We start from the raw sequence: 22,923 nt of genomic DNA, 5'->3' as shown, positions 1-22,923 counted from the left end.
ATCTCATTGTTGAGGATCCTATTGAGCCCCCTTAAGCGCCTTGCAACAAGGCGCTTTTTGTTCGAATCTAACGCATACTAGATTGCAGAAATTCTTTTATTTTTCAGTTTATTACTCCGATAACACTGAGAAATCCCACCCAAAGCCTTGTCTAGCACAGCCCGTGCAAGCCACTCGTTTAGTACTTGTGATTTTCTGCTATTTACAGTGTAAAACCGCTAAGCGCCAAGATCTTAGATGCCGACCTTTTTTATCATTGCGACGCACTAACACGGTGCATGCCCCAAGCTCACTGCTTACTTTTTGTGCACAACAATGGATTATTTAATGAAAACGTCATGATTTCTCAATAAAAAGGTTTTGGCTCAATTCTTGTACTAATCTCTATGATATTGCACACATTCAGGGAGAATACGCATGCAGGACATTTTGACAGTGATACTGGCCGGAGGCATGGGATCACGACTCAGTCCATTAACGGATGACAGAGCAAAACCCGCGGTACCATTTGGTGGAAAATACCGCATTATCGATTTCACGCTTACCAACTGCTTGCACTCCGGCCTGCGTAAAATTCTCGTCCTCACCCAGTACAAATCGCATTCGTTGCAAAAACACCTTCGTGATGGTTGGTCCATTTTCAATCCTGAACTGGGCGAATACATCACCTCCGTACCACCACAAATGCGCAAAGGTGGCAAATGGTACGAAGGCACAGCCGATGCCATCTATCACAACTTGTGGTTGCTCGAACGCAGTGAAGCCAAGTACGTCATGGTGTTATCCGGTGACCACATCTACCGAATGGACTACGCACCGATGCTGGAGGAACACATCGCCAATAATGCGGCGCTGACGGTCGCTTGCATGGATGTAAATTGTAAAGAAGCCAAAGCCTTTGGTGTCATGGGTATTGATGAGCGCCATCGCGTTCATTCGTTTGTCGAGAAACCGCAGAATCCGCCCCATTTACCCAATGATCCCGAGCGAAGCTTGGTCTCGATGGGGATTTACATATTCAGTATGGAGGTGTTGCAGCAAGCACTGATAGAAGACGCCGACGATGACGCGTCATCCCATGATTTTGGTAAAGATATCATTCCTAAACTCATCGATACTGGGTCTGTGTTTGCCTACAAGTTCTGTGGTAGTAAAGGGCGGGTAGATAAAGATTGCTATTGGCGCGACGTGGGCACCATTGATTCCTTTTATCAGGCAAACATGGACCTTTTAGAGCCGATTCCTCCGATGAACCTCTACCAAAAAGACTGGGGGATCCGTACCTATGAACCCCAATATCCACCAGCAAGAACCGTTTCTTCAGGCAGCGGTAATGAAGGAATTTTCATTAACTCGATCATTGCCAATGGTGTCATCAACTCGGGAGGATCAGTGCAGCACTCCATCGTTTCTTCCAATGTACGCATAAACGACAGTGCAACGGTGGTCGACAGCATCATTTTTGACGATGTTGAAATTGGTGAAGGATGCCAGTTGGTCAACTGCATCATCGACAAACATGTCAAAGTCCCGCCCTACACTCAAATTGGCTTGAACCGCTTAGAAGACGCACAACGTTTCAAAATTTCAGAGAATGGCATTGTTGTTGTACCTGAAAGCTATCAGTTCTAAATTCACTAAGCTTCTGTTTAACAATAAAAAACACCCCAGAATCAATCTGGGGTGTTTGTTTGTAGTGCAATGAATTATGGACAGGTTACTTCATCCCAAAACCAGTTGGTTTGTGTTGGAGACTCCCAAACCCCTGGGCTGTTTTTCGCAACAAAACACTTACCGTTAAAGGTCACTGTTTCGCCATTATTCACTTGCGTTACACCTGGTTCCCATTGGATAACCGTACCGCTACCTGTATTGCCACCAGTGTCACCACCTCCGGTGTTACCGCCGCCAGTATCACCACCACCCGTATTGCCACCGTTGCCTGCAGACAAATCAGCAACTGGCAGATCAGGTTGTTCAAACTTGAACGCGTAGTCCACACCGTTGATGTTCACGCTGTAGTTTGCCGGACCAGAAATTGGTAGGTAGTAAACCATATCCAACTCGTAAGTCCCGCCTGCTGGTAGCTCTTTCCACGCAGGAAGCGAGAACGCCACACGATGCATTACGCCATCCAGACCACCTATGTTGTTCGCACGTGTGTGACCAGAAGCAATCACTTTCAGGCCACCACCAGATTGATCTTTCGCGTTATCTGGCGCCGACACTGGAATGTCGAACTGGAACTCAGTGCCGCCCGGAATTGCTGTACCGGTATTGTTGGTAAAGGTCACTTTCGGGTTGATTGGGTAGTTTTGATCACCCACTTTGAATCCACCGACAGAAACAGCGATGTCCAGTGTCTCTGAAGGAATTGCGCCCGTTGCGACCGTGTTGCCGTATGGGGTTGCTGACTTAAACTTATCGTAGATAGCTTTGGTCATCGAGTTACCCATGTGGAATTCACCGTTGCCCGTGGCACATGCCTGCTCGGTTTCATCGATGGTCGTGCGGTTGCCATTGGCATCAAGCACGTAACAGTTATAGTCACCCGCCAGTTCCCAGAACATGATACCGCCGATCTCTTTATCGATGACGTAGTCGGCTTTCACGCTGACAGACGCTTTGTCTTCCGTTGATAGGAATACCGCTTTTTCCGCGTTCCACAACCAAGGCGCGACAGCTACACTGTCGTAGTTACGAACATAGCTACCAACCAGTTTATCTTGCGGATCGTTGACTGGATCAAGTTTGTACGCTGACGCATAGGAACCAAAGATGCCTTTTTCTAGGTTCTTCGCATGCCACATTGGGTTTGAACCCGCGCCCATTTCGTTACCTTTTGGATCGGTGTCGTGCCACATGTTGTCGATACCCATCGCACCATGGCCACAGTTATTCTTCTCACCTTCACCTGTACCCGGAGCACACTCAGCCTGGTTTGGTAGCGCCGCTCGGCCCCATAGGCCATTGGTACCACCCGTCACACCTTGCCAACCACGAGTATAGTAAGGCACACCGATGTTAATACGGCCTGCTGGCATTGAGCCACGGAAGTAGTGGTATGCCCAGTCTGTATTGAGGTAACCGATGCCACCATATTGTGCCGTGCCGTAAACATTCCACTGCGCTAATTCTGAGTCTTCACCTGTATCGTACAGCGCCGCGTTGTGGCCAACATGATCGTTCCATGCACCGTGTAGGTCGTAAGACATGATGTTGACGTAATCGAGGTACTTAGTCACATCAAACGTTTCCATACCACGCAGTAGGTAGCCCGAAGATGGTGCAGCGATGGTAAGCATGTAGTGAACGCCATCTTGTGCAGACGCTTGGTCAAGCTTTTCACGCAATACGCGCATTAACTCTTGGTATGAAGCCCATAGATAAGCACGACGTGGTTCCATGAAGGCTTTATCATCTGGGTTACCCGCACCCGCCATTGAAGTTGGGTACTCATAATCGATATCCACACCGTCGAACTTGTACTTACGGATCATTTCGACCGCTGAGGTGGCAAATTTCTCAATGCCCGCATGGTTGATGGAACCATCCGCATTGGTTGTCATAGTGTAGAAACCACCGTCTGCGACACGTTTGCCATCCGCACCAAAGTGACCGCCCGTTTCCGCCCAACCACCGATAGAAATCAGCGTCTTAACGCCATATTTTTCTTTGTAAGTGGCTAGCGCACCAAAGTGACCTTTGAAGCCCAGAGTCGGATCGATTTCAACGCCCGGCCACTCTTTTCCTGTTGCAGCGTTAGTCGGATCGTTCACGTCACCAACGTTGACTTTGCCGTCAGAGCCAATGCTGACAAACGCGTAGTTAATGTGCGTTAATTGCTCCCACGGAATATCTTTAACCAGATAAGCCGCTTGTGGGTCATCACCGCTACGCCAGCTGGTAAAGTAACCGATCACACGACGTGGGTGGTCTGCCCCCATCTTCTCACGACCTTCTTCATCGTAAATCGTACAGTAAGGCACATTAACGCCTTCTGTTTGGTACAGGCCGTCAGGGCGACACGATGCCACTGGTGCCACACCGTTGACTTTCAGCGTCTGTGCAGAGGAATCCGTGGTTGCACCAAGGTTATCCGTCGCACGAGCAAAGACCGACAAAGAGCCAGCTTGAGTGGTGGTATAGTCAAGCGTATAAGGAGCGGTTGCTACCGTACCGACAAGTACGCCACCAACAAAAAAGTCTACTTTTTCAACAGTACCATCGCTGTCTGCTGCATTTGAGGTCAACGTGACCACTGCACCCTGCTCAACCGTGGTTGCAGAAAGTGCAAGATCGACCGTTGGCGCCGTATTGCCAGGCTGAGTGGATTCCACTGTCAACGTCACGTTGCTTGGTTGGCTTACCGCGCCTTTATCGTCATAAGCGACAGAGCTGAAAGTATGAGCGCCTGCGGTTGCAGTCCATGACGCGGAGAATGGTGCCGATGTATCTTGACCAACCACAACGCCATCAACCAAAAACTCAACTTTGGCGACGGTGCCATCTTGATCCGCTGCCGTTGCTGCAAGAACAACGACCTCACCTTCTTTCACAACATCCGTTGCAACAGGTGAGGTCAAAGCGGTGGTGGGAACTTGGTTAACTGGGTCAACTGGGCCATTGTCACAAGCACCGAGTGCTTTCCATTGTGCCCAATCTCCCGAGAATTCTGCTGGGTTATTGTTTTGTGTCCAGTAACGGGCTTCATAAGCGCTACCCTGATACTGAACCTTGTCTCCGCCGTTATAAATGGCGGAAGAGTTCCATTCTTGTAGAGGTGAACAATCAACAGCCGCGTAGCTATTGAATGCCATCAGACATGAAGCAGTCAAAGTACTGAGTGTAAACACATTCTTTGCTGCCTTTCCGTTTTTAAAACGCATACAGGCTCTTCCCTTAAGTTGTTGTTTCGCCGTTTAAATCATCATCAAAAGCAATCCCTTGATGACTTATATTTCGCTGTAAAATAACTTAAGTACAGTTTGAAGATTTCACACCTATCAATTGCAATAATTGAACATTGACTCGCAAGAAACTAGTGTAATAGTGCAACGGCTACACTCTTATTTTGTACCGATAACTAATTTCTGATTAATTTTATAGAACATAATAAATCGCGTTCACTACCGATAAATACTTAATTTTTAAAATATGTCACTAAATATCGCTTCAATATCGGCATAATATTTGTGCAAATTGTTTTATATATAAGAATGCCACTTACAATCTCATTCATTTGATTGACACACTTTTATGCACTTTTCGGCGTTTCATTGAAATGGCGTTTGTATTCACGGCTAAATTGTGAAGTGCTGTTGTAACCCACTAGACGTGCGGCATCATTAACTCGCTTTCCCTCTAACTTGATGAGATCCCGAGCTTTATTAAGCCTTACTTTCTTGATGTATTGAATCGGAGACTCCAGCGTCACGCTACGAAAAGCGGTATGAAAGGCGGAAATACTCATGTTCGCTTTAGAGGCAAGATCTTGCACCGTCAATGGCTCCGAGTAGTCTTGGTGAACCTTATCCAGCACTTGTGCGATTCTCGAATAGTTGCCCTCAGCATGTGCCAGCTCAAACAGCACATAGCCTTTAGGGCTCAGTAACGCACGATAAACCACCTCTTCTAGTAATGATTGGCCTAGCACTTCAGTTTCAAGAGGATCACACAATCCGCGCATTAAGCGCTTGCAAGCGTTAAGCATGCTCGCTTCCATTTTCACCGACTTCAAGCCGCAGCTTTCTTCTTTGCCACTGCAAATATTTTGGTAGCCGTGCTTTTCTAGCTTCTGAACCATTTGGTGCAGCAAAACCATTGGTACATCAACAGAAATCCCCAGCAAAGGCTTATCGTCATCCGCAAACGCTTCACATTCGAGCGGCATTGGCACCCCCACCACCAAATAATCGTCTGCGCCATAGCACACAGCATGATCACCAATATGAATATTTTTGTAACCCTGCCCGAGTACAATAATTCCAGATTGATAAACAAATGGGTGCCGTGGATTACCTCGGCTGCTTCGATAAAAACGAACCCCAGGTATGTCGGTAGGAATGATCTCTTCGAGCTTTTCAAGGCCTTTGACATCAACGTATCGCTGCATCAGTTCTGCAAGGGTTTCCATAGCGCACACTCTCACTTTGTAGTAATAGGCATTTAATTTAGAGTTTTGAGGCTATAAATATCAAACTCACAGTACTATTATGCACACAACGAACACAACTCCAATAACGATGTGAGGTTAACAATGAAGTTTACTTATTCCAACCCTACGCAAATCTTCTTTGGCCAAGGTCAGATCCAAGCGATTACTCAAGCGATTTCCCCTGAGAAAAAAGTGCTCGTCATTTATGGTGGCGGCTCAATTAAGAAAAACGGCGTGTATGATCAAATCGTGGCGGCTCTAGACGGCTATCATTGGCAAGAATTTTCCGGCGTTGAACCTAACCCAACCAAAGAAACACTGGACAAAGCAGTGGCTATCGTAAAAGAAGACAACATCGATTTTATTCTCGCTGTTGGTGGTGGCTCTGTGATCGACGGTTCTAAATACGTAGCGGCATCTGCCCATTACCACGGTGATGGCTGGGACATCCTCACCGGTAAGCATCACGTTACGTCAGCAACACCACTGGGCGCGGTGTTAACACTTCCGGCAACAGGTTCAGAGTCCAACTCTGGCGCAGTCATTACTAAGGCTGAAACCCAAGACAAACTCGCGTTCTTGAGCCCTTACGTTCAACCGACCTTTGCTGTAATGGACCCAGACGTGATGAAAACACTGCCTGAAAAACAACTACTCAATGGCATCGTTGATGCTTGGGTACACGTTTGTGAACAGTACATTACTCGCCCATCCGGTGCGATGGTGCAAGACGCCTACGCAGAAGCATTGTTGAAAACGCTGAAAAATCTCGGTGATCGCTTTGCAGAGCGTGACAGTGATGAATGGCGCGCAAACCTGATGTGGGCAGCAAACCAAGCCCTTAACGGCTTAATTGGTTCAGGTGTCCCTCAAGACTGGGCGACGCACATGGTTGGCCACGAACTGACGGCACTTTGGGGCGTGGATCATGCGCGATCGCTCGCCATTGTTCAGCCTTCTCTGCTTCGCAATCAAATTGAGCACAAACGCGCGAAGTTAGAGCAAATGGGCCGTGAGGTCTTTGGTTTAGAAAACGGCGAGCAGCTAGCAGAGCGTACGATTGATGCTATCGAAGCCTTCTATCATTCCCTTGATGTCTCAACAAAACTCACTGAGCATAAAGAGAGCAAAGAAGAGGCGATCGAAGCGGTGGTCACACAACTGACCAATCATGGCATGGTGGCACTGACAGAAAACCAAAGCGTGACACCAGAGCAAGTTCGTAAGATCCTTGCAGAGGCGATCGCCTGATCCCCTTCACGTCTATCACTCAAGACTAATAAAAATCCGGCATTCGTATGCCGGATTTTTTTAACGCGATTTGTAGTTATCCTTATCGATATCGTGCTTTTTCATGCGCAAATAGAGCTTTTTACGCGGGATCTGCAGGTACACCGCTGCTTCCGTCACTTTTCCGGAATGCAAAAACAGCGCATCTTCAATGATCTGCTTTTCAAAATCGTCCACCAGCGTATCCAATGGTGATTGAAGCTCGTTTTGGTTCACCAGCCGCTCTTTCCCTGTCAGTTTGACAATGCCAATGGCATACAACTCTGCGACATTTCTTAACTCACGCACATTTCCTGGCCACTGATGATTACGCAACAACGAAAGATAGCTCGAATCAACGGCGGGCATCGGCTTACCCAATTTCTGGCAACTGTGCTTAAGAAAGTGATGGAAAATAGCGGCGATGTCATCCGGCCGATGGCGTAAGCTCGGCACTTGAATCGCCCCTTGATTGAGCAGATAGTACAGCTCGGGTAACAACTGATTTTCCGACATCAGCTGTTCTGGGCTCGCGTCAAACAGGGTGATCACCCGCGTTTTGCTGGCACTGCCACGCTCTTGCGCTAACAGCAGTTGGACAAATTCTCGCTGCGTCTTTTCATTCATCGATTGAACGTTCTCAATCACCAAAGTAGCCACGCTTCCGCCATGGAAATAGCGCGCGATGGCCTCTTTGTCGTGGTCAGCGGTGAGATACAGCTCTTCCAACGTTTGATCTTTACGCGGCTGGCTCATGTCATGCAGTAGATGAGCGATGCTGTGACGGCCTGAGCCCGATTCGCCACATATCACCACATTGGTGTTGATCAAAGCAAATCGCGCGACGTGCTGACGAATTTGCTCAATTTGCGCCGACTTACCGACGAGTGCTTTGCCAACAGACTGCGACACGTTGCTCTTTTGCGCGGTGTAAGCTTGGCGCTCCTTGAGATACGATTTCACTTTCGTGAGCAGATCGGGCGGAGAAATCGGCTTTTCAAAAAACTCACAAGCGCCTTTTTTCAGTGCGTCCACCGCCATCGGTATATCGCCATGCCCAGTGATGACCAGCACCGGAATGTGTTCATCAATCTCTTTGATGAGCGCCAGCAGCTCCATGCCATGCATTTGTGGCATATACATATCGAGTAAAACTACACCGGGCCAATCTTCAGTGAGATATTGGCACGCTTGCGTCGGATCGTTCACCAGTTTCGCGGTCAAACCAGAAATGGACATCAGATGCGCGTACGAGTCGAGTACATCCTGATCATCGTCAACCAAAAGCACATCATATTGATTAATCGTCATGAGGCATCTCCAATACCACCATGGCTCCACCTTTTGCGTTGGAAGCCAAGTAAATGTTTCCGTTATATTTTTCTATGATTGATTTACAGATGTTCATACCAAGTCCGAGACCGATTTCTTTTGTAGTCGTAAATGGGGTAAAGAGGCGATCAACAATGTCCGGCGCAAAGCCCTTACCGTTGTCGCATACCGCAATCGCATGGTGCGTTTGCGTGGAATACAAATGGCACAGTTCAATCACACGCTCTGCACCATTGGCTTCGCTCAACGCATCGCAACTGTTCACCATCAAGTTGATGAGTACCTGTTCGTAGGCGACCAAGCTGCCCTGCACCATCAGGGTTTTATCTAACTGGTTGCGAATTTGAATTTGCTGCCTTTTGGCTCGCGTGTTAACGAGCAACATTGAGTGCTCTGCGACATCGTGCAGTTCTATCGATGCTGACGTTGGCTCGCCATCCGATTTCTTCGCAAAGTGACGCAAACCATTGACGATTTTACTCATGCGCTCTTTGAGGCTTTCGATGTGCGTTAATGACGTTGCGACCTGTTCACTGTCCGCCTTCTGGTTAAACAAATTGGCGCTATAAAGATAGGTAGACATCGCATTAAGCGGCTGATTTAACTCGTGCGCCAAACTGGTCATCGCTTGCCCTACCACCGCCATTTTTGCCGCTTGAATCAGCTCGGATTGCGTTTTCTTCAAGTGCGATTCCGCTTTTTGACGCTCTTGAATTTCCAGCTTGAGCTGGCGATTTCGCTCCGTCACATCGCGGGTTTTCTCAGCCACTCTTTGCTCTAAGATGCGATTCGCCTGAATCTGTTCGGTTACGTCGGTGATGGTGATGATCACTTTTTCACAATGACCGTGAGTAAATAAACTGAACTCGCAATGTAAAAAACGCCCATAAGGATCATCAGCCAATGACATGGTGAGTTCACTTCGGCACTCGCGCATTAAGGTGGAATCTGTATTAAATTGTGCGCGTAACGCCTCAAACCAATGCTCAGGAAACGCCGACCAAATCGGCAACTCAGTAATGGCGTCGTCTAGATCCAATAAGCGTCTAGCGCTAACGTTCGCCGATTCAACCCAGCCACCCAAGCTGACGGTCATCAGACTGGCGCTGGTGTTGTTGATTAAGCTCAGGGCGTTGGTTCGCTGCATCTCTTTCACTTTGTCCCCGTATTCGATCAGCTTGGCACTTAAGCGGCCAATCTCATCGTTGCCGTCAACACGAATGGGATGGTGTAAATCATCATTGATGATTGCATCAATGCTGTTACTCAAATTGGCCAAACGTGCCACGATACGCTGATAAATGAAGTAGTATGCCAAAATCAAACTGGTGAGGATCGACACCGCAAAGCAGATGAGCAAAACACGGTTACCCACATTAACCATCTCAGTGGTGTCCTGTTTAACTTCGTAAAATGCTTTATCTGCCGACGCAACGATGCCACCAATTTGGTTGTGAATCGTCCCGATTTGGCGATCAATATCGCGCTGCTGCACTTCAATTCTCTCGCGGATGGAAACGTAATCGAGCAGTTGCTGGTGCAAGAAACCTTCAATTTGCAGCAAGGTCGTTAACTCACCGACTAACTGTTGGTATGCGATAGACGATGGCCATTCAAAAATGGGCTGACTCAAACGATGAAGCTCTTCGGTACGATACTGAATCACTTTCATGCCGTTATTCACATGCCCCAACTGCGTTGCGCTCACCACATCTAACGCCAATTCGTAAATCGTGGATTCGAGATCCAATACCTGTTGAATCACGTTCAGCTGTTTAAGTAACGCATCGGTTTTGGCCTGTTTCTGATTACGTGACATCTGCCAATCTATCTCTTGGCGTAAAGGCATCAGTTCGGTGCGGATGTCTTGATGAATCCAATCAAGTTGCTCTTTCAGTAGATCAATTTTTCGCTGCGCATCAATGCGTTTAGACACCAGATAACCATAGAGGTCAATACTGCTCGCGAGCGAGGTGTACGACTCAGCAAGGGCACTCAGCGAGTCATGCGTGGCTTCGTCGGCGCGTTGCACGCGTTCCACAATCTGCTTGGTATCGCTTAATTGCTTACTCAAGGAAAGTAAGTGGTTGTCGAGTTGAACTTTGCTTGTTACTCGTTCGATCTGAGAGATTTTACGTCGCACTTCACTGCTTTTGCTCTCAAGCAAATAACTGGCGTTGTAGCGCGGCACGTTTTCTTCCAACAACCCGCTGACTCGCAGATCGAGCTGATTCCAAGTCATCCACGCAATGACACAAACGAGAGTCAACAGCAAGGTACTACCAGTAAACGCGGCGACCAGTTTTACCCCAATGGTGTTGTATCTACGCATCTATTCTTCACCCTGCTTTTTTAGCGTTTGCAAACGTTGATTTGCTGATGCTAATTGGCGATGAAGCGCGCCGCTGACACGATGGCTAAACTCCGCCATCACAGCCTGAGCATAGCCATCGTCCGTCATCTCTTGCTGGGAAGAGAGAGCCAGTTGCTTGCTCACTTCTAGCACCTCTGCTTCGCTCACTGGAATATCAAAGGCAAGTTGACGAATAGACTCGAGCTGCGTTAACACAGCAGGGTTATCGGCGTACGCCTTACGCAGTTGAATAATGGTTTGCCACGTGTCTTTTAGTTCAGGTAGGCGCTTGGTGATGGCCAAATCAAACAGGCGATTGGTCAGCACTTCTCTTTGCATAATCGCGCTAATGTTCAATGCCGGGTGATCACCATCTTTGCGCTCGGTATCATGCAAAGAGAATTTGGCGAAACTGTTTTTGCCTAACGACGCTTGCATTGGAGCAGAAAGCAGCATCGCCATAAAATCGTCCACCAAAGGATCGGCGCTGGCGCGTTGCGTTTTGGCAATGTACGTCGGCATCAGAGTAAAATCCGATTCAAACGCAAAGCCGACATGGTCAAATTTTCGCTGGATCAACAAAGCATAGCTATCGATGGTTGGGCCGAGACCAAATTGCCCTTTTGCAATGTAGTCGCTCACGCCAAAGCTGCGCGAAGAGATGGTCGCTAAGTTGGCACCAATGTTAATCAAGATGCGCCAGCCATCCTGCCAACCGTATCGACTTAGGATGCTTTCTACCATCATTTGTGTCGTGCCAGAGCGACTTGGCGTACTCATGGTGATGTGACCAAAATATTGAGAACGGGTGAGATCGATAAACCGCTCAGGGATGTTCAGTTGGTGTGCTTGCAGGTAATCGCGATTCCACACAATACCAGCACCCGAATAACCAATAGTCAGTACCTGCTGCTGAGGAGGCAATACATAAGGCGACATCCAGCTTGGTAGGGTTTCGTGCTGAGCAACATCACCAAGGCGCTCACTCTCAGAAAGTTTCTGCATCAGAAACGGCGACGAGCTCAAAACTAAGTCAATATCCTGCATATAGGTTTTGCCCAGCAGTTGGATACTCGATTCACTGCGACGGTGAATAAAACGAACTTCTGCATCAGGGTGACGCAACTTGAACTCATCAATTAGGATGGACAACGGCTCTTGGGAAAACGTCGTCAATACAACGATCTCTTTGTCCGTCGATGCCGCACTGGCACCAAAACAGACCAAGCTAAACAACCAACTAAACCGACCTAACACGGCAAATCGCTTTTTACTCACCATCGATAACCTTAAAAATTGTGCGTTCAATCAAAACTCTACACTTTACTGAAAATCACTTGAAACCCTGACTGAGTCACTACTGACGCAATTTTCCCTTCTTGCTAGTAATTTTATCAGCAATCGAACAGCAAACGTTATGCGGTTAGGTTCACTTTTGACTCATCGTTTAAAACAAATTGGGTCAAATGTGCCCCAAAAACGCCCTTTTGTACGGATGAACGGGCCGATTCATCATGCTCCCGACAACACATTTTTGTTGATTTACATGGAGAGCAATCATGCTTAATTTCTTTAAAACTCGTCCGGATGCGCCGTTATCAGACAGCTCCAACGAGGGAATGCTAAAGCGCTACAAGAGCTACCAATGGCAGGTATTCTTAGGCCTTATTTTTGGTTACGCCGTCTTTTACGTAGTACGAATGAGTTTGGGTGTTGTGAAAAAGCCCATGCTCGATGCGGGCATCGTGACCATCGAAGAACTCGGTATCATGGGTTCGGCGTTCTTCTTCACTTACGCCTTCGGTAAGTTCTTAAACGGCTTCCTATCTGACTACGCCAACATTGGCCGCTTTATGTCGTGTTCCCTACTGGTATCGGGTGTACTCTCGGTTGTGATGGGGATGAACACCGTTGGCTTCTTCTTCGTTCTGCTTTGGGGCTTAAACGGTTGGTTCCAATCAGTGGGTTCCGCACCTTCGTGTGTATCGCTTTACCAATGGTTTTCGCCAAAACAGCGTGGTAGCCGTTACTCCATTTGGGGTGGTTCACGTAACATCGGTGAAGGTATCACTTGGATCCTAACGGCGACACTAGTGAGCTACTTCGGCTGGCGTGCAGGTTTCATTGGCGCGGGTATCGCTGCGGTCGTTGCTGCATTGATCATGCTGAAAGTACTGAAAGACCGTCCACAAACTTACGGCTTGCCAGATCCAGGTACTGCGTTTGGCGAAGGTACCGAAATCAAGAAAGCGAACGATCCAAAAGAAACACGTCGTGCGCAGATGTTTATCCTAAAACAACCTGTGGTATGGCTGATTGCCCTGTCTTGTGCGGCGATGTACATCTCTCGCTACGCGATGTCTTCTTGGGCGGTATTGTTCCTACAAGAAACAAAAGGTTACTCACTGATTGACGCAGGTTTTGCCATGTCAATGTACCCAACGGCGGGTCTAGCGGGTGCGATTCTGTCGGGTATCCTTTCAGATAAAGTGTTCAAAGGTAACCGTAACATCCCTAACCTACTGTACGGATTGGCAAACATTGCCGGTATGTGTTTGATGTTCTTTGGCCCAGATAACCGTGTTATCGACGCAGTGGCACTGAGCATGATCGGCTTCTCTATCGGTGGTCTAGTGGTATTCCTTGCGGGTCTGATTGCTTGTGACCTGATGCCGAAAAACGCGGTTGGTGCGGTAAAAGGTTTGATTGGTCTCTGTTCTTACATTGCAGCGTCAGCTCAAGAGCTTATCTCTGCATCTCTGATCACCATCACTGAAGTCGATGGCGTAAAACACTACGACTTTGGTAACGCTCAGTACTTCTGGCTTGCCGCTGGTGTGGTATCGGTTCTACTCGCACTGACGGTATGGAATGCGAAGAAAGTGGTCGATATCGACGAAGAACAAGACAAAAAGCTACAAACACGCACAGCTTCTTAATGTTCATTGAGCAGGGGCGAAAGCTCCTGCTGTTTCTCTTACCCCTTTTTTAGTCTCGTCGTTATAGGAATTGAAGATGTGTAAAACCAAAATCGTCGCTACGCTCGGCCCAGCCAGTCAAACACGCGAAAAACTCACTCAACTCATCCAAGCGGGCGTGAATGTAGTGCGCTTAAACTTTTCGCACGGCAGCGCTGAAGAGCACATTGCCCGTGCTGAAATGGTACGTGAAATCGCGCAAGATCTTAACGTCAGCGTTGGCGTACTCGTTGACCTACAAGGTCCAAAAATTCGTATCGCTTGCTTTGAGCAAGGCTCAATTCAGCTCAAAGCAGGTGATCCTTTCATGCTCGACGGCACACTCGACCGCGAAGCGGGCACGCAAGAACGCGTCGGTTTGGATTATCCAGAGCTGATCGATGACCTGCAAGTCGGCAATATTCTGCTGCTTGACGATGGTCGTATCCAGCTCGAAGTAACGGCCGTTGATACGCAAACTCGCCTAGTTAACACCATTGCATTGAACGGGGGCAAACTCTCAAACCGTAAAGGAATTAACTTACTCGGTGGTGGTCTTTCCGCCCCCGCGTTAACCGACAAAGACAAGCAAGACATTCTTACCGCGGCCGAACTAAAAGCAGATTTTCTTGCCGTGTCGTTTCCTCGTAACGCTGACGATATCGAATACGCTCGCTCCCTTGCTCTGCAAGCAGGCTGTCACGCACACATCGTCGCGAAAGTAGAACGTGCTGAAGTGGTTGCCAGCGAAGAAGCGATGGATGGTGTGATTCGTGCCTCCGACGTCATTATGGTGGCACGTGGCGATTTGGGCGTGGAAATTGGTGACGCGCGCCTGCCTGGCGTACAAAAAGCGCTGATCGCTCGTGCGAAGTACTTAGGCAAACCAGTTATCACGGCAACCCAAATGATGGAATCGATGATCGAGAATCCATTACCAACACGTGCAGAAGTTTTAGACGTTGCCAACGCGGTACTCGATGGCACCGACGCAGTAATGCTCTCTGCTGAATCAGCGGCGGGCTTGTACCCAGTTGAAGCGGTTGAAGCCATGGTTCGAATTGCACAAGGTGTCGAACACGAAACCAGTTGTGCACAAGGCTGTTGGGATAAGCTGCACCACCTGTGTAACGACGCGGGCAAGAGCTTTGCTCTCTCCTCGATGATCTCGGCAACGAAAGTACACAAAGATCTTGGGGTCGCTATCGTGACTCAACATGGTGAAACGCCACTATTGATGTCACGTTGTCAAAGCCAAGCAACCATTTGGGCGGTCTCGAACAAACCTGAATTGCTACGTAAACTGGCGATTCTGCGCGGCGTAACCCCGGTTTATCTACCCACTTTGGACAAACGCGGTGACATTGCGCATCAACTCATCAGCCTACTGGGTGCTGATGCCAAACAGAAGCAAATCTCATCCATCATGATGACCCAGTTAGAATCCGTTGAAGGCGTGGGCGATATGAATGTCTGCCGCTTACTAAACCTAAACGAAACACCCATAACAACCGCCATTGCGGCATAACCATTTAATCACCCCCCTCCTGCTCCACAGGGATCTTGGCCTGCCTTTTCGGCAGGTCCTTTTTTTGCATCTAGCGTCCCTTATCCACTTTGCTTTTTTCGCTTCTAAAAATATTTCGCCTCAAATTTGTGACAACCCTAAATAAAATGGCATTCAGTCTCGCGTTTGGTCAAATTTTATTATGTACTAAGTTAGAAACGACCTATGATTTTTGAACGCAAATCAAATTTACGCGTTCGCGATAAACCACAGTTGTTTTGTTGCTTTACTCAGTTGATCAAAGTGTTACATTTTTCAGTAGATATTCTTTAGGGTTGTGAATATGCAGTTAATCACTCAATCAGACTACGAGCAGTACATTCGTCAAAAGGACGATGGTGATTACATAATGCGGCTAAACAACCTGACCTTTTCGAGCGTTTTTCAACCAATATTCAATCAGTTAATGCAACTTATTGGCTTTGAAGCTTTGTTGAGAATTCAAGACGAGAAACAGAATTTCATCCGGCCAGATCGTTTCTTTGCCGATCCTAATCACAGTGATGAATACATTCTTTCGGTTGAATTTCTCTCTCGTGCCATTCACATTCGCAACTTTTCTAAGCACTACACGGCGAAAGGTGTGAAGCTTTTTCTTAACGTGATGCCCAATTCTTTGATCACCATGACCAAAGACCTCGAATACGTCGACAGAAGCCTCTTATTTCGCCGACTAAAACAACTTGGTATGGCACCGTCTGATGTCACCTTTGAAGTCATTGAAGAGCTTTGCTATCAGAACGACGATTTACGCGAAGCCGTGAAAGTACTGCGTTCCAAAGGTTTTCACTTTGCGATTGATGATTTTGGCGCCGGCCATTCCGATGAAAAACGCGCCGTTGAACTGACACCCGACTTGATAAAGATCGACCGCGGCTATCTATTAAGTTATTGCGCAGGGCAACAAGAGGAGTTACTTCACGCACTCAACCTTGCACAACGTATTGGTGCCAGAGTGATTGTGGAAGGGGTTGAGGAAGAAGAACAGTATCAAGCCATGCGTGAACTGGGGCTGGAATTTTATCAGGGCTATCATTTTGGTCGCCCTGAGAAGATCGACTACTGGGCAGCGCAGCCTATCTCCTTAGCGGTTGACGATGATCATCGCTAGCTGAGAGCGTCACCGCTAGAAGCAAGAAGCCCAAGATTCAAAAAAGCCGCGATTGCGGCTTTTTCGTTTAGCTACTGACCCGACAAGGTTAGAAGAAATCGATCGAATTGCGGCCACTCTTCGGATCGCGCGTCGCTTGAGGCTTTTCTGCTTTCTGGCCTTTCTTCGCTGACTGTGACAAGGCTTCTTTCTGCGCTTTACGCTCTTTATGTGCGGCTTTTCGCCCAGTTGATTTTGGACCAGTGCCTTTGGGTTTGGCATTTTTGCTTTGGCGAGATTTCTCTTTACGCGCAGCTTGGGCTTGTTTTTGCGTTTTCTTGTCGGCTTTCTCTTGCTCGGTTTCAGGTTCGGTAACAGGCGCGTCACACACGACCACATAGTACTCTTGGTTGAATTCAAAGAAATCACCATCGTACATTTTACGACGTTTGCGGGTTTCGAGTTCGCCATTCACGGCCACATACCCTTCAGCAATCACATGTTTTGCTTCGCCACCACCACTGACTAGATTGGCGATCTTAAATACTTTGTAGAGTTCGATAGGCTGAACGGAAACTTCGACGCCAATGGCTTCAATTTCAATTTCTTCACCAAACTGCTCTTCTTCGTATTCGTGATCTTGGCTTAGGTGTTCTTGGCTCATGGGGGTACCTCGCAAAAAATTTGCCGCAGTTTAAACCCTCAAACCACAAATAGAAATAACTATTACGATTTCTTCAGCAAGGATTTGTCCCCCTTAAGGCCAAGTAAGCTAAAGTTATAGAACGGTAAGAGCAAATGGTTGTGGTATGGAAATCAGCACAAAAGCGAAAATCACCTTGGTCAGTGTACTCTACCTAAATGCTGCTCACCTTATGGCCAGCGAGGAAGTCATTCCCGTCACCATTTACAGCGACGATGCCTATCCCCCATACAGCTACCAAATCCAAGGGAATGCCGTTGGCATCTATCCTGATATTCTCAGACACGTTTTTGATCAGATGCCTCAATATCGTGTAACCATCAAACCCGTGCCTTTTGTGCGCGGTTTACGACTGTTGGAAACCGGGAAAGGCTTTGCCCTTTTTCCGCCCTACTATTATGAGAATCGACGCCCTTATATTCACCCTTACTCTAAGCCGATTCTCAAAGAACAAGTGGTGGTTTACTGTCACAACGAAGTGATGTTAAAAAACGTCGCTGAGTTAGCCAAATGGCCAGAAGACTTTTATGGGTTGACCATAGGCATAAACGCAGCATTTTCTATTGGAGGTGATGCGTTTTGGATGGCCGCGCATGATGGCAAACTCAAGATCGAAGAAGCCAAAGACAATCAAGAAAACATCTTGAAAATGCGCGCTAAGCGCGTCGATTGCTATATCAATGATCGCCTTTCGATCGCGTGGGAAATTAAACGCCTAAAAGACGTAGGGCGCATCGACCACTCGGAGTATTTCCCACTGGCAGCGTTTGTTAGCGAAGAGTATGGTTATTTGGGCTACAGTGCCTACGCTGAGCGATTTCCTTTCAAAGAACGTTTTACCACACAGTTCGACCAAATATTGCAACGTCTTCAAGGTTCGGGCATTGTGGAGCAAGTCATCAGAAGTTACGTCGACTAGGAATTCCGCATTTTGATTACCATTGCCAGTTGCAACCTATTTAATTTTCTCGCTCCTCCTGGAGCCTATTACGAGTTCAGCAACATTCTCACCGACAACGAGTGGAACAAGAAAACCACTTGGCTCACACAGCAATTACAAGCAATGAACGCAGATGTGGTTGCCTTTCAAGAAGTGTTCAGTCCGGACGCGCTCAACACTCTGACGAGCGAGTTTGGCTACCCATATTTTGTCTGCCTAGATACGCCTCATGTCACCGACGAGTTTATCTATTCCAAACCCGTCTTGGCGATAGCTTCTCGTTGGCCAGTGATTGAAAGCCGTTTGGTTCGCTTTAAGGATTGCTTTGGGGATTATTCTGAAAATAGTGACAGCGTAACTGGAAGTAAAGAATTTAGTCGACTGCCCCTGCACGCGGTTATTGAAATGCCGATCATTGGACTATGCGATGTCATCACTCTGCACCTTAAATCACAACGCCCAACCCGATGGCAAACGCAGCAGATCGAAAAAGCGGATGATACGCCACCTTCTGATCCGGTTGGCAGTTGGTTATCCACCGTGCAACGTGGTTGGGAAGCCGTGCTACTCAGCCAATACATCAAGAAAATTTACGCCAGCCATGCTCGTCCGATGGTGATTATGGGCGATTTTAACGCCAACATAAACAGTACCGAGCTTAAGCCGCTCATTGATGAAAGCAATACACCCTTATTGAAAGACGTGCGTGATTGGCTACGCGAACAGCCTATTTTCACCGATGAAGCGCAAAAGGCGACTCACTATCATGGCAGCCAAGGTTTGATTCTCGATTATCTGCTGCTCTCTGAAGAATTTGCTCAACAAAACGCGCAGCAAAGGGGCAAAATCACCCATCTTGTCGTTTGGGATAAACATCTGGTCAACCCCAGTTTTGAGATTGACCAATTTGCTAGTGACCATGCGTTTGTTGCTGTTACGATCGATGCGTTGGACGCCTAATCACTAGCTTGCCTCGCGATGAGATTTAAAAGCGACGCACAATTTTACGTGGGATCAATTCAACGCCCGGTTTGTAGCGTTTCGCTGAGGCATTGAGTGCCAACTCCAGCGCGCTGTCGGCGATCAATTCAAATTGCTGCGGCAGTGAGTTCACTTTAAACGGTAAGAAGTCCAGCAAGCGGTTATCACCGAATGTGGCCAGTTTGACTTTATTGACCAGTTGCGGTTGTTCCAATAGCACATCCAACACCCCTTCTAATAAGGTGTACGAGGTGGTCACAATCGCATCCGGAATGGTGTCTGCCAACAGCCAGGCGTGCATAATGCGGTAGCCCTCTTCGCGGTAAAAGTGCTCACCGTAGCCCGATTGTGCTTGTTTACCCATCTTCTTCACCGCAGAGAGATAACCTTGGTGGCGCTCACGTGAAATATTCAACTCGGGCAATGCGCCAATCAACCCCACGGTTTGAATCTCGTCACTCATTAAAGACGATGTCAGCTCAAACGCAGCACCAAAATCTTCGCTGACCACACAACTAAAGAATTCATCGTCTAACGGACGGTCAAGCGCTATCACGGGTGTACCTGACTTTTGCATCGCCAGGTAAAATTCATTGGCATCCGCCATACTGGTTGCGACAAACAGTGCATCAATGCGTCGGCTCACTAAAGCATCGGCGACCTTGCGCTCTGTTTCAGGATCATCATCCGAACAGGCAATCAGGATTTGATACCCCGCTTTACGTGAATTTTGTTCAAGCAGCTTAGCAAGGCGTGCGTAACTGGTGTTCTCTAAATCCGGAATGATCAAACCAAACGAGCGCGAGTTTCCTGCTCGAAGTGACGATGCTGCGTGATCGGGACGAAAATTGTATTCCTCCACCACCGCCATCACTTTCATCTGCGTTTTTTCGCTGATGCGGTATTTTTGCGCCTTACCATTGATCACATAACTTGCCGTTGTTTTCGAAACACCTGCCAACTTGGCTATTTCATCCAGTGTCATATTACCTACCCTAATCTGTGCGCCTGATCATAGATTCGAATTCCAGATCTTAGCGTCTGTTGAATTATACGCTGAATCGATTCAGTATAAAAGCTGAAAGGATTCAGCAAAATCTGCAAATAGACATACATCACCTAATTGAATGATTTTGTCGAATTGAACAGCATTCTCGGTATTGAACTCGTTGGCCGTGTCCACGTTGTAAATAAAAGTGCCGTTTGCTGAATTTTTTTAAATCAATTGCTGAATCGGTTCAGCTTAAGTTAAGCAACAGTTAAGCAACGCTGTGAAAGTGCTTAACGCTCCAAATCTAAGGGTCTGCTTTTAACCAAAGACGTTTTTAGGCAAAGACAGTCTGTTAAGCAAAGCAGACTTCTTAAACAAAGAAGACCTCTCACACCGTAGAGAAACAGGTTGAACCGAGAGAAATGACGACGCGATACGCTAAGAAGGCAACATGCTCAAATTAACTTCATCAGATATTACGCTCCAGCAGAGCGCCGACAACAAACTTGATGCGATCAAAAGCATCGCTGCCGCTCTCACCGCAAAAGGATTAGTTGAGCAAGGTTACGTCGAAGGTATGCTCAACCGTGAAGCGCAAAACTCCACATTTTTGGGTAATGGCATTGCCATCCCTCATGGCACGACTGACACGCGCGATTTGGTGCAAAACACCGGGGTGGCCGTACATCACTTTCCTCACGGCGTCGATTGGGGCGATGGCAACAAGGTTTACCTTGCGATTGGTATCGCGGCGAAATCCGACGAACACTTAGGCATTCTCAAGCAACTGACTAAAGTGCTCAGTGCAGACGGCGTAGAAACGCGTTTGCAGCACGCCACAACGAAACAAGAGATCATTGCTTTGTTGAATGGCGAAGTTCAACTTGAAGCCGACTTTGATGCCGCCAGCATCCAACTGCTCTTCCCTGCCAGCGACATGATCCAGATGAGCGCGGTTGCCGGTGGTTTGATTAAAAACAGCGGCAATGCAGGTAGCCCATTTGTGGCAGAGCTCGTCACCAAAACCCCGACGCATCTGGGCAAAGGTTTGTGGCTTGTTGGGAGCGATGCCAGCGTCACTCGTACTGCCGTGTCGTTTGTGACGACTGCGAACGATTGTGAGTATCAAGGCACACCCGTAAAAGGCTTACTGGCATTTGGCGCTTGCAACAACGCGCACCAAGCGATACTCACCAACCTAACTCAACTGGTTTATCAAGGTCAGCAAGAGACGTTACTCAGCGCGAATGCCGAACAAGTGATTGCCATGCTGACAGGGGAAAGCGTTGCCAATACCTCTCAAGAGCCAGCAACGTCCGAGAATACCGCGGTATTTAAAATCAAAAACGCACACGGTCTGCATGCGCGCCCTGGTGCCATGTTAGTGGCAGAAGCGAAGAAATTTGAATCCACCATCAAAGTGGCAAACTTAGATGGCGACCGCTCAGTCGTCAACGCGAAAAGCTTAATGAAAGTAATCGCGCTTGGCGTGAAACACGGTCACCAGTTGCAATTTACCGCGGAAGGCCCAGATGCTTCTCAAGCACTTGAAGCAATTGGCGCAGCGATCGCCTCTGGTCTTGGTGAAGGTTAAGGTGCTGCTATGACCACTCAAATGACCAACAAAGTTGTCACTATTACGCTGAACCCCGCGCTGGATCTAACAGGATCATTAGAGCAGTTAAACATTGGCTCAGTCAGCCTTGTGAATCACAGCAGCTTGCACGCGGCTGGCAAAGGGGTAAACGTCGCGAAGGTGTTGAGCGAACTCGGTGCACAAGTCACTGTGACAGGGTTTCTTGGCAAAGATAACCCTGAAATGTTTAGCCAACTGTTTGCCGATATCGGTGCAAGCGATCAGTTTGTGCGCGTCGAAGGTGCAACGCGCATCAACGTCAAATTGGTCGAAGCCGATGGCCGAGTCAATGACATCAACTTCCCTGGCGTCACGGTGAACGAACAAAACATCGTTGAGTTTGAGCAGCGCTTAACTCGCCTGATGACGGATCACGATTACTTTGTGTTTGCAGGCAGCCTACCTCAAGGCGTGACGCCTGAGCAGTGCGCAAAGTGGATAGCGTTACTGCAAAATGCAGGCAAGAAAGTGCTGTTTGACAGCAGCCGAGCCGCGCTAAAAGCGGGACTCGACGCCGCACCTTGGCTAATCAAACCCAATGACGAAGAACTCAGCGAGTTCGTGGGAAAAGCACTGCACAGCGCTGACGAATGCCAGCATGCTGCACAGAGCCTTGCCAACAAAGGCATCGCCAACATCGTTGTCTCTATGGGGGCGGACGGTGTGATGTGGCTTCATGACGGTCAATGGCTACGCGCCATGCCACCGAGAATGTCTGTGGTGAGCACCGTTGGCGCAGGCGACACCTTAGTGGCCGGCTTATGCTGGGGCCACATGCAACAAATGCCAAAAATGGATTTACTGAAATTTGCCACTGCACTGTCCGCGATGGCGGTCTCGCAGGTTGGCGTGGGATTAACCAGCCAGCAAGAGCTGGAAAGCATACAACAAAGAACGCAAGTTCAATCGCTTGACGACGTGCAGAACTCTGCTATCGCAAGCTAAGA

Annotated in this window: 16 protein-coding genes; 9 read left to right on the top strand and 7 right to left on the bottom strand. The window is 48.0% G+C overall.

Going from position 1 to position 22,923, the window contains the following annotated elements:
* Positions 1-417 precede the first annotated feature (417 nt).
* Positions 418-1,632 carry a glucose-1-phosphate adenylyltransferase gene (gene glgC / locus PQQ36_RS01605; RefSeq protein WP_011081193.1) on the top strand — a complete coding sequence of 405 codons (1,215 nt, stop codon included), beginning with the start codon at positions 418-420 and terminating at the stop codon, positions 1,630-1,632.
* Positions 1,633-1,706: 74 nt separating this feature from the next.
* On the opposite strand, the gene PQQ36_RS01600 is transcribed toward glgC, so the two are convergent.
* Together PQQ36_RS01600 and PQQ36_RS01595 are read right to left on the bottom strand one after the other, a co-directional pair.
* Entirely contained in the window at positions 1,707-4,889 is a 3,183-nt protein-coding gene (locus PQQ36_RS01600) for a chitinase C-terminal domain-containing protein (protein WP_045622379.1), read from the bottom strand.
* A 368-nt stretch (positions 4,890-5,257) separates the two neighbouring features.
* Positions 5,258-6,136: an AraC family transcriptional regulator gene (locus tag PQQ36_RS01595; RefSeq protein ID WP_040110730.1), complete on the bottom strand. Its 879-nt coding sequence runs from the start codon at positions 6,134-6,136 to the stop codon at positions 5,258-5,260.
* Between the two features lie 123 nt (positions 6,137-6,259).
* On the opposite strand from PQQ36_RS01595, the gene PQQ36_RS01590 reads away from it, so the two are divergent.
* Complete coding sequence (locus PQQ36_RS01590) at positions 6,260-7,408, top strand: iron-containing alcohol dehydrogenase (protein WP_040110729.1); 1,149 nt, start codon at positions 6,260-6,262, stop codon at positions 7,406-7,408.
* Positions 7,409-7,468: 60 nt separating this feature from the next.
* Here PQQ36_RS01590 and PQQ36_RS01585 read toward each other — a convergent pair whose 3' ends face one another.
* Genes PQQ36_RS01585 through PQQ36_RS01575 form a run of 3 tightly spaced genes read right to left on the bottom strand, consistent with a single transcriptional unit; the run spans position 7,469 to position 12,392 of the window.
* Positions 7,469-8,737 (bottom strand): sigma-54-dependent transcriptional regulator, encoded by a 1,269-nt coding sequence (locus PQQ36_RS01585; RefSeq protein ID WP_225494486.1) that lies wholly within the window; start codon positions 8,735-8,737, stop codon positions 7,469-7,471.
* Positions 8,727-11,090 (bottom strand): ATP-binding protein, encoded by a 2,364-nt coding sequence (locus PQQ36_RS01580; RefSeq protein WP_108694274.1) that lies wholly within the window; start codon positions 11,088-11,090, stop codon positions 8,727-8,729. Before PQQ36_RS01580 ends, PQQ36_RS01585 begins: the two co-directional genes overlap by 11 nt.
* Complete coding sequence (locus PQQ36_RS01575; protein ID WP_040110726.1) at positions 11,091-12,392, bottom strand: ABC transporter substrate-binding protein; 1,302 nt, start codon at positions 12,390-12,392, stop codon at positions 11,091-11,093.
* A 278-nt stretch (positions 12,393-12,670) separates the two neighbouring features.
* On the opposite strand from PQQ36_RS01575, the gene PQQ36_RS01570 reads away from it, so the two are divergent.
* From PQQ36_RS01570 to PQQ36_RS01560, 3 genes are all read left to right on the top strand, one after another.
* Positions 12,671-14,050 (top strand): MFS transporter, encoded by a 1,380-nt coding sequence (locus tag PQQ36_RS01570; protein ID WP_015727878.1) that lies wholly within the window; start codon positions 12,671-12,673, stop codon positions 14,048-14,050.
* A 76-nt stretch (positions 14,051-14,126) separates the two neighbouring features.
* Positions 14,127-15,596, top strand: coding sequence for a pyruvate kinase (gene pyk, locus PQQ36_RS01565; protein WP_273660272.1), 1,470 nt, complete (start codon positions 14,127-14,129; stop codon positions 15,594-15,596).
* A 322-nt stretch (positions 15,597-15,918) separates the two neighbouring features.
* Entirely contained in the window at positions 15,919-16,746 is an 828-nt protein-coding gene (locus tag PQQ36_RS01560) for an EAL domain-containing protein (RefSeq protein ID WP_243356842.1), read from the top strand.
* Between the two features lie 88 nt (positions 16,747-16,834).
* On the opposite strand, the gene PQQ36_RS01555 is transcribed toward PQQ36_RS01560, so the two are convergent.
* A complete protein-coding gene (locus tag PQQ36_RS01555; protein ID WP_045619572.1) occupies positions 16,835-17,389 on the bottom strand; it encodes an RNA-binding S4 domain-containing protein in 555 nt (184 codons plus the stop codon).
* Between the two features lie 145 nt (positions 17,390-17,534).
* Here PQQ36_RS01555 and PQQ36_RS01550 point away from each other — a divergent pair, with 145 nt between their 5' ends.
* Positions 17,535-18,347: a substrate-binding periplasmic protein gene (locus PQQ36_RS01550; protein ID WP_243356843.1), complete on the top strand. Its 813-nt coding sequence runs from the start codon at positions 17,535-17,537 to the stop codon at positions 18,345-18,347.
* A gap of 12 nt (positions 18,348-18,359) precedes the next feature.
* Positions 18,360-19,328 (top strand): endonuclease/exonuclease/phosphatase family protein, encoded by a 969-nt coding sequence (locus PQQ36_RS01545; RefSeq protein ID WP_273660271.1) that lies wholly within the window; start codon positions 18,360-18,362, stop codon positions 19,326-19,328.
* Between the two features lie 25 nt (positions 19,329-19,353).
* Here PQQ36_RS01545 and cra read toward each other — a convergent pair whose 3' ends face one another.
* On the bottom strand, positions 19,354-20,334 hold the full coding sequence (cra, locus tag PQQ36_RS01540) for a catabolite repressor/activator (RefSeq protein ID WP_224635256.1): 981 nt from the start codon (positions 20,332-20,334) through the stop codon (positions 19,354-19,356).
* 457 nt (positions 20,335-20,791) lie between these two features.
* Here cra and fruB point away from each other — a divergent pair, with 457 nt between their 5' ends.
* Positions 20,792-21,934: a fused PTS fructose transporter subunit IIA/HPr protein gene (fruB, locus tag PQQ36_RS01535; protein ID WP_273660270.1), complete on the top strand. Its 1,143-nt coding sequence runs from the start codon at positions 20,792-20,794 to the stop codon at positions 21,932-21,934.
* 9 nt (positions 21,935-21,943) lie between these two features.
* Positions 21,944-22,921, top strand: a complete 978-nt coding sequence (gene pfkB / locus PQQ36_RS01530) for a 1-phosphofructokinase (RefSeq protein ID WP_273660269.1) — start codon at positions 21,944-21,946, stop codon at positions 22,919-22,921.
* Positions 22,922-22,923 lie beyond the last annotated feature (2 nt).

This window comes from Vibrio sp. CCUG 15886, assembly GCF_028570825.1.
GTDB lineage: Bacteria > Pseudomonadota > Gammaproteobacteria > Enterobacterales > Vibrionaceae > Vibrio > Vibrio vulnificus_B.
Note: the sequence above shows the minus strand (reverse complement) of the source record. Positions and strands in the feature narration are given on the sequence as shown.

Coding starts and splice junctions, on each gene's coding strand:
- PQQ36_RS01580 (WP_108694274.1), bottom strand. CDS start 11,090: ATGCGTAGATACAACACCATTGGGGTAAAACTGGTCGCCGCGTTTACT.
- fruB (WP_273660270.1), top strand. CDS start 20,792: ATGCTCAAATTAACTTCATCAGATATTACGCTCCAGCAGAGCGCCGAC.
- pyk (WP_273660272.1), top strand. CDS start 14,127: ATGTGTAAAACCAAAATCGTCGCTACGCTCGGCCCAGCCAGTCAAACA.
- pfkB (WP_273660269.1), top strand. CDS start 21,944: ATGACCACTCAAATGACCAACAAAGTTGTCACTATTACGCTGAACCCC.
- PQQ36_RS01585 (WP_225494486.1), bottom strand. CDS start 8,737: ATGACGATTAATCAATATGATGTGCTTTTGGTTGACGATGATCAGGAT.
- PQQ36_RS01575 (WP_040110726.1), bottom strand. CDS start 12,392: ATGGTGAGTAAAAAGCGATTTGCCGTGTTAGGTCGGTTTAGTTGGTTG.
- PQQ36_RS01595 (WP_040110730.1), bottom strand. CDS start 6,136: ATGGAAACCCTTGCAGAACTGATGCAGCGATACGTTGATGTCAAAGGC.
- PQQ36_RS01550 (WP_243356843.1), top strand. CDS start 17,535: ATGGAAATCAGCACAAAAGCGAAAATCACCTTGGTCAGTGTACTCTAC.
- PQQ36_RS01560 (WP_243356842.1), top strand. CDS start 15,919: ATGCAGTTAATCACTCAATCAGACTACGAGCAGTACATTCGTCAAAAG.
- PQQ36_RS01600 (WP_045622379.1), bottom strand. CDS start 4,889: ATGCGTTTTAAAAACGGAAAGGCAGCAAAGAATGTGTTTACACTCAGT.
- PQQ36_RS01570 (WP_015727878.1), top strand. CDS start 12,671: ATGCTTAATTTCTTTAAAACTCGTCCGGATGCGCCGTTATCAGACAGC.
- PQQ36_RS01590 (WP_040110729.1), top strand. CDS start 6,260: ATGAAGTTTACTTATTCCAACCCTACGCAAATCTTCTTTGGCCAAGGT.
- cra (WP_224635256.1), bottom strand. CDS start 20,334: ATGACACTGGATGAAATAGCCAAGTTGGCAGGTGTTTCGAAAACAACG.
- glgC (WP_011081193.1), top strand. CDS start 418: ATGCAGGACATTTTGACAGTGATACTGGCCGGAGGCATGGGATCACGA.
- PQQ36_RS01555 (WP_045619572.1), bottom strand. CDS start 17,389: ATGAGCCAAGAACACCTAAGCCAAGATCACGAATACGAAGAAGAGCAG.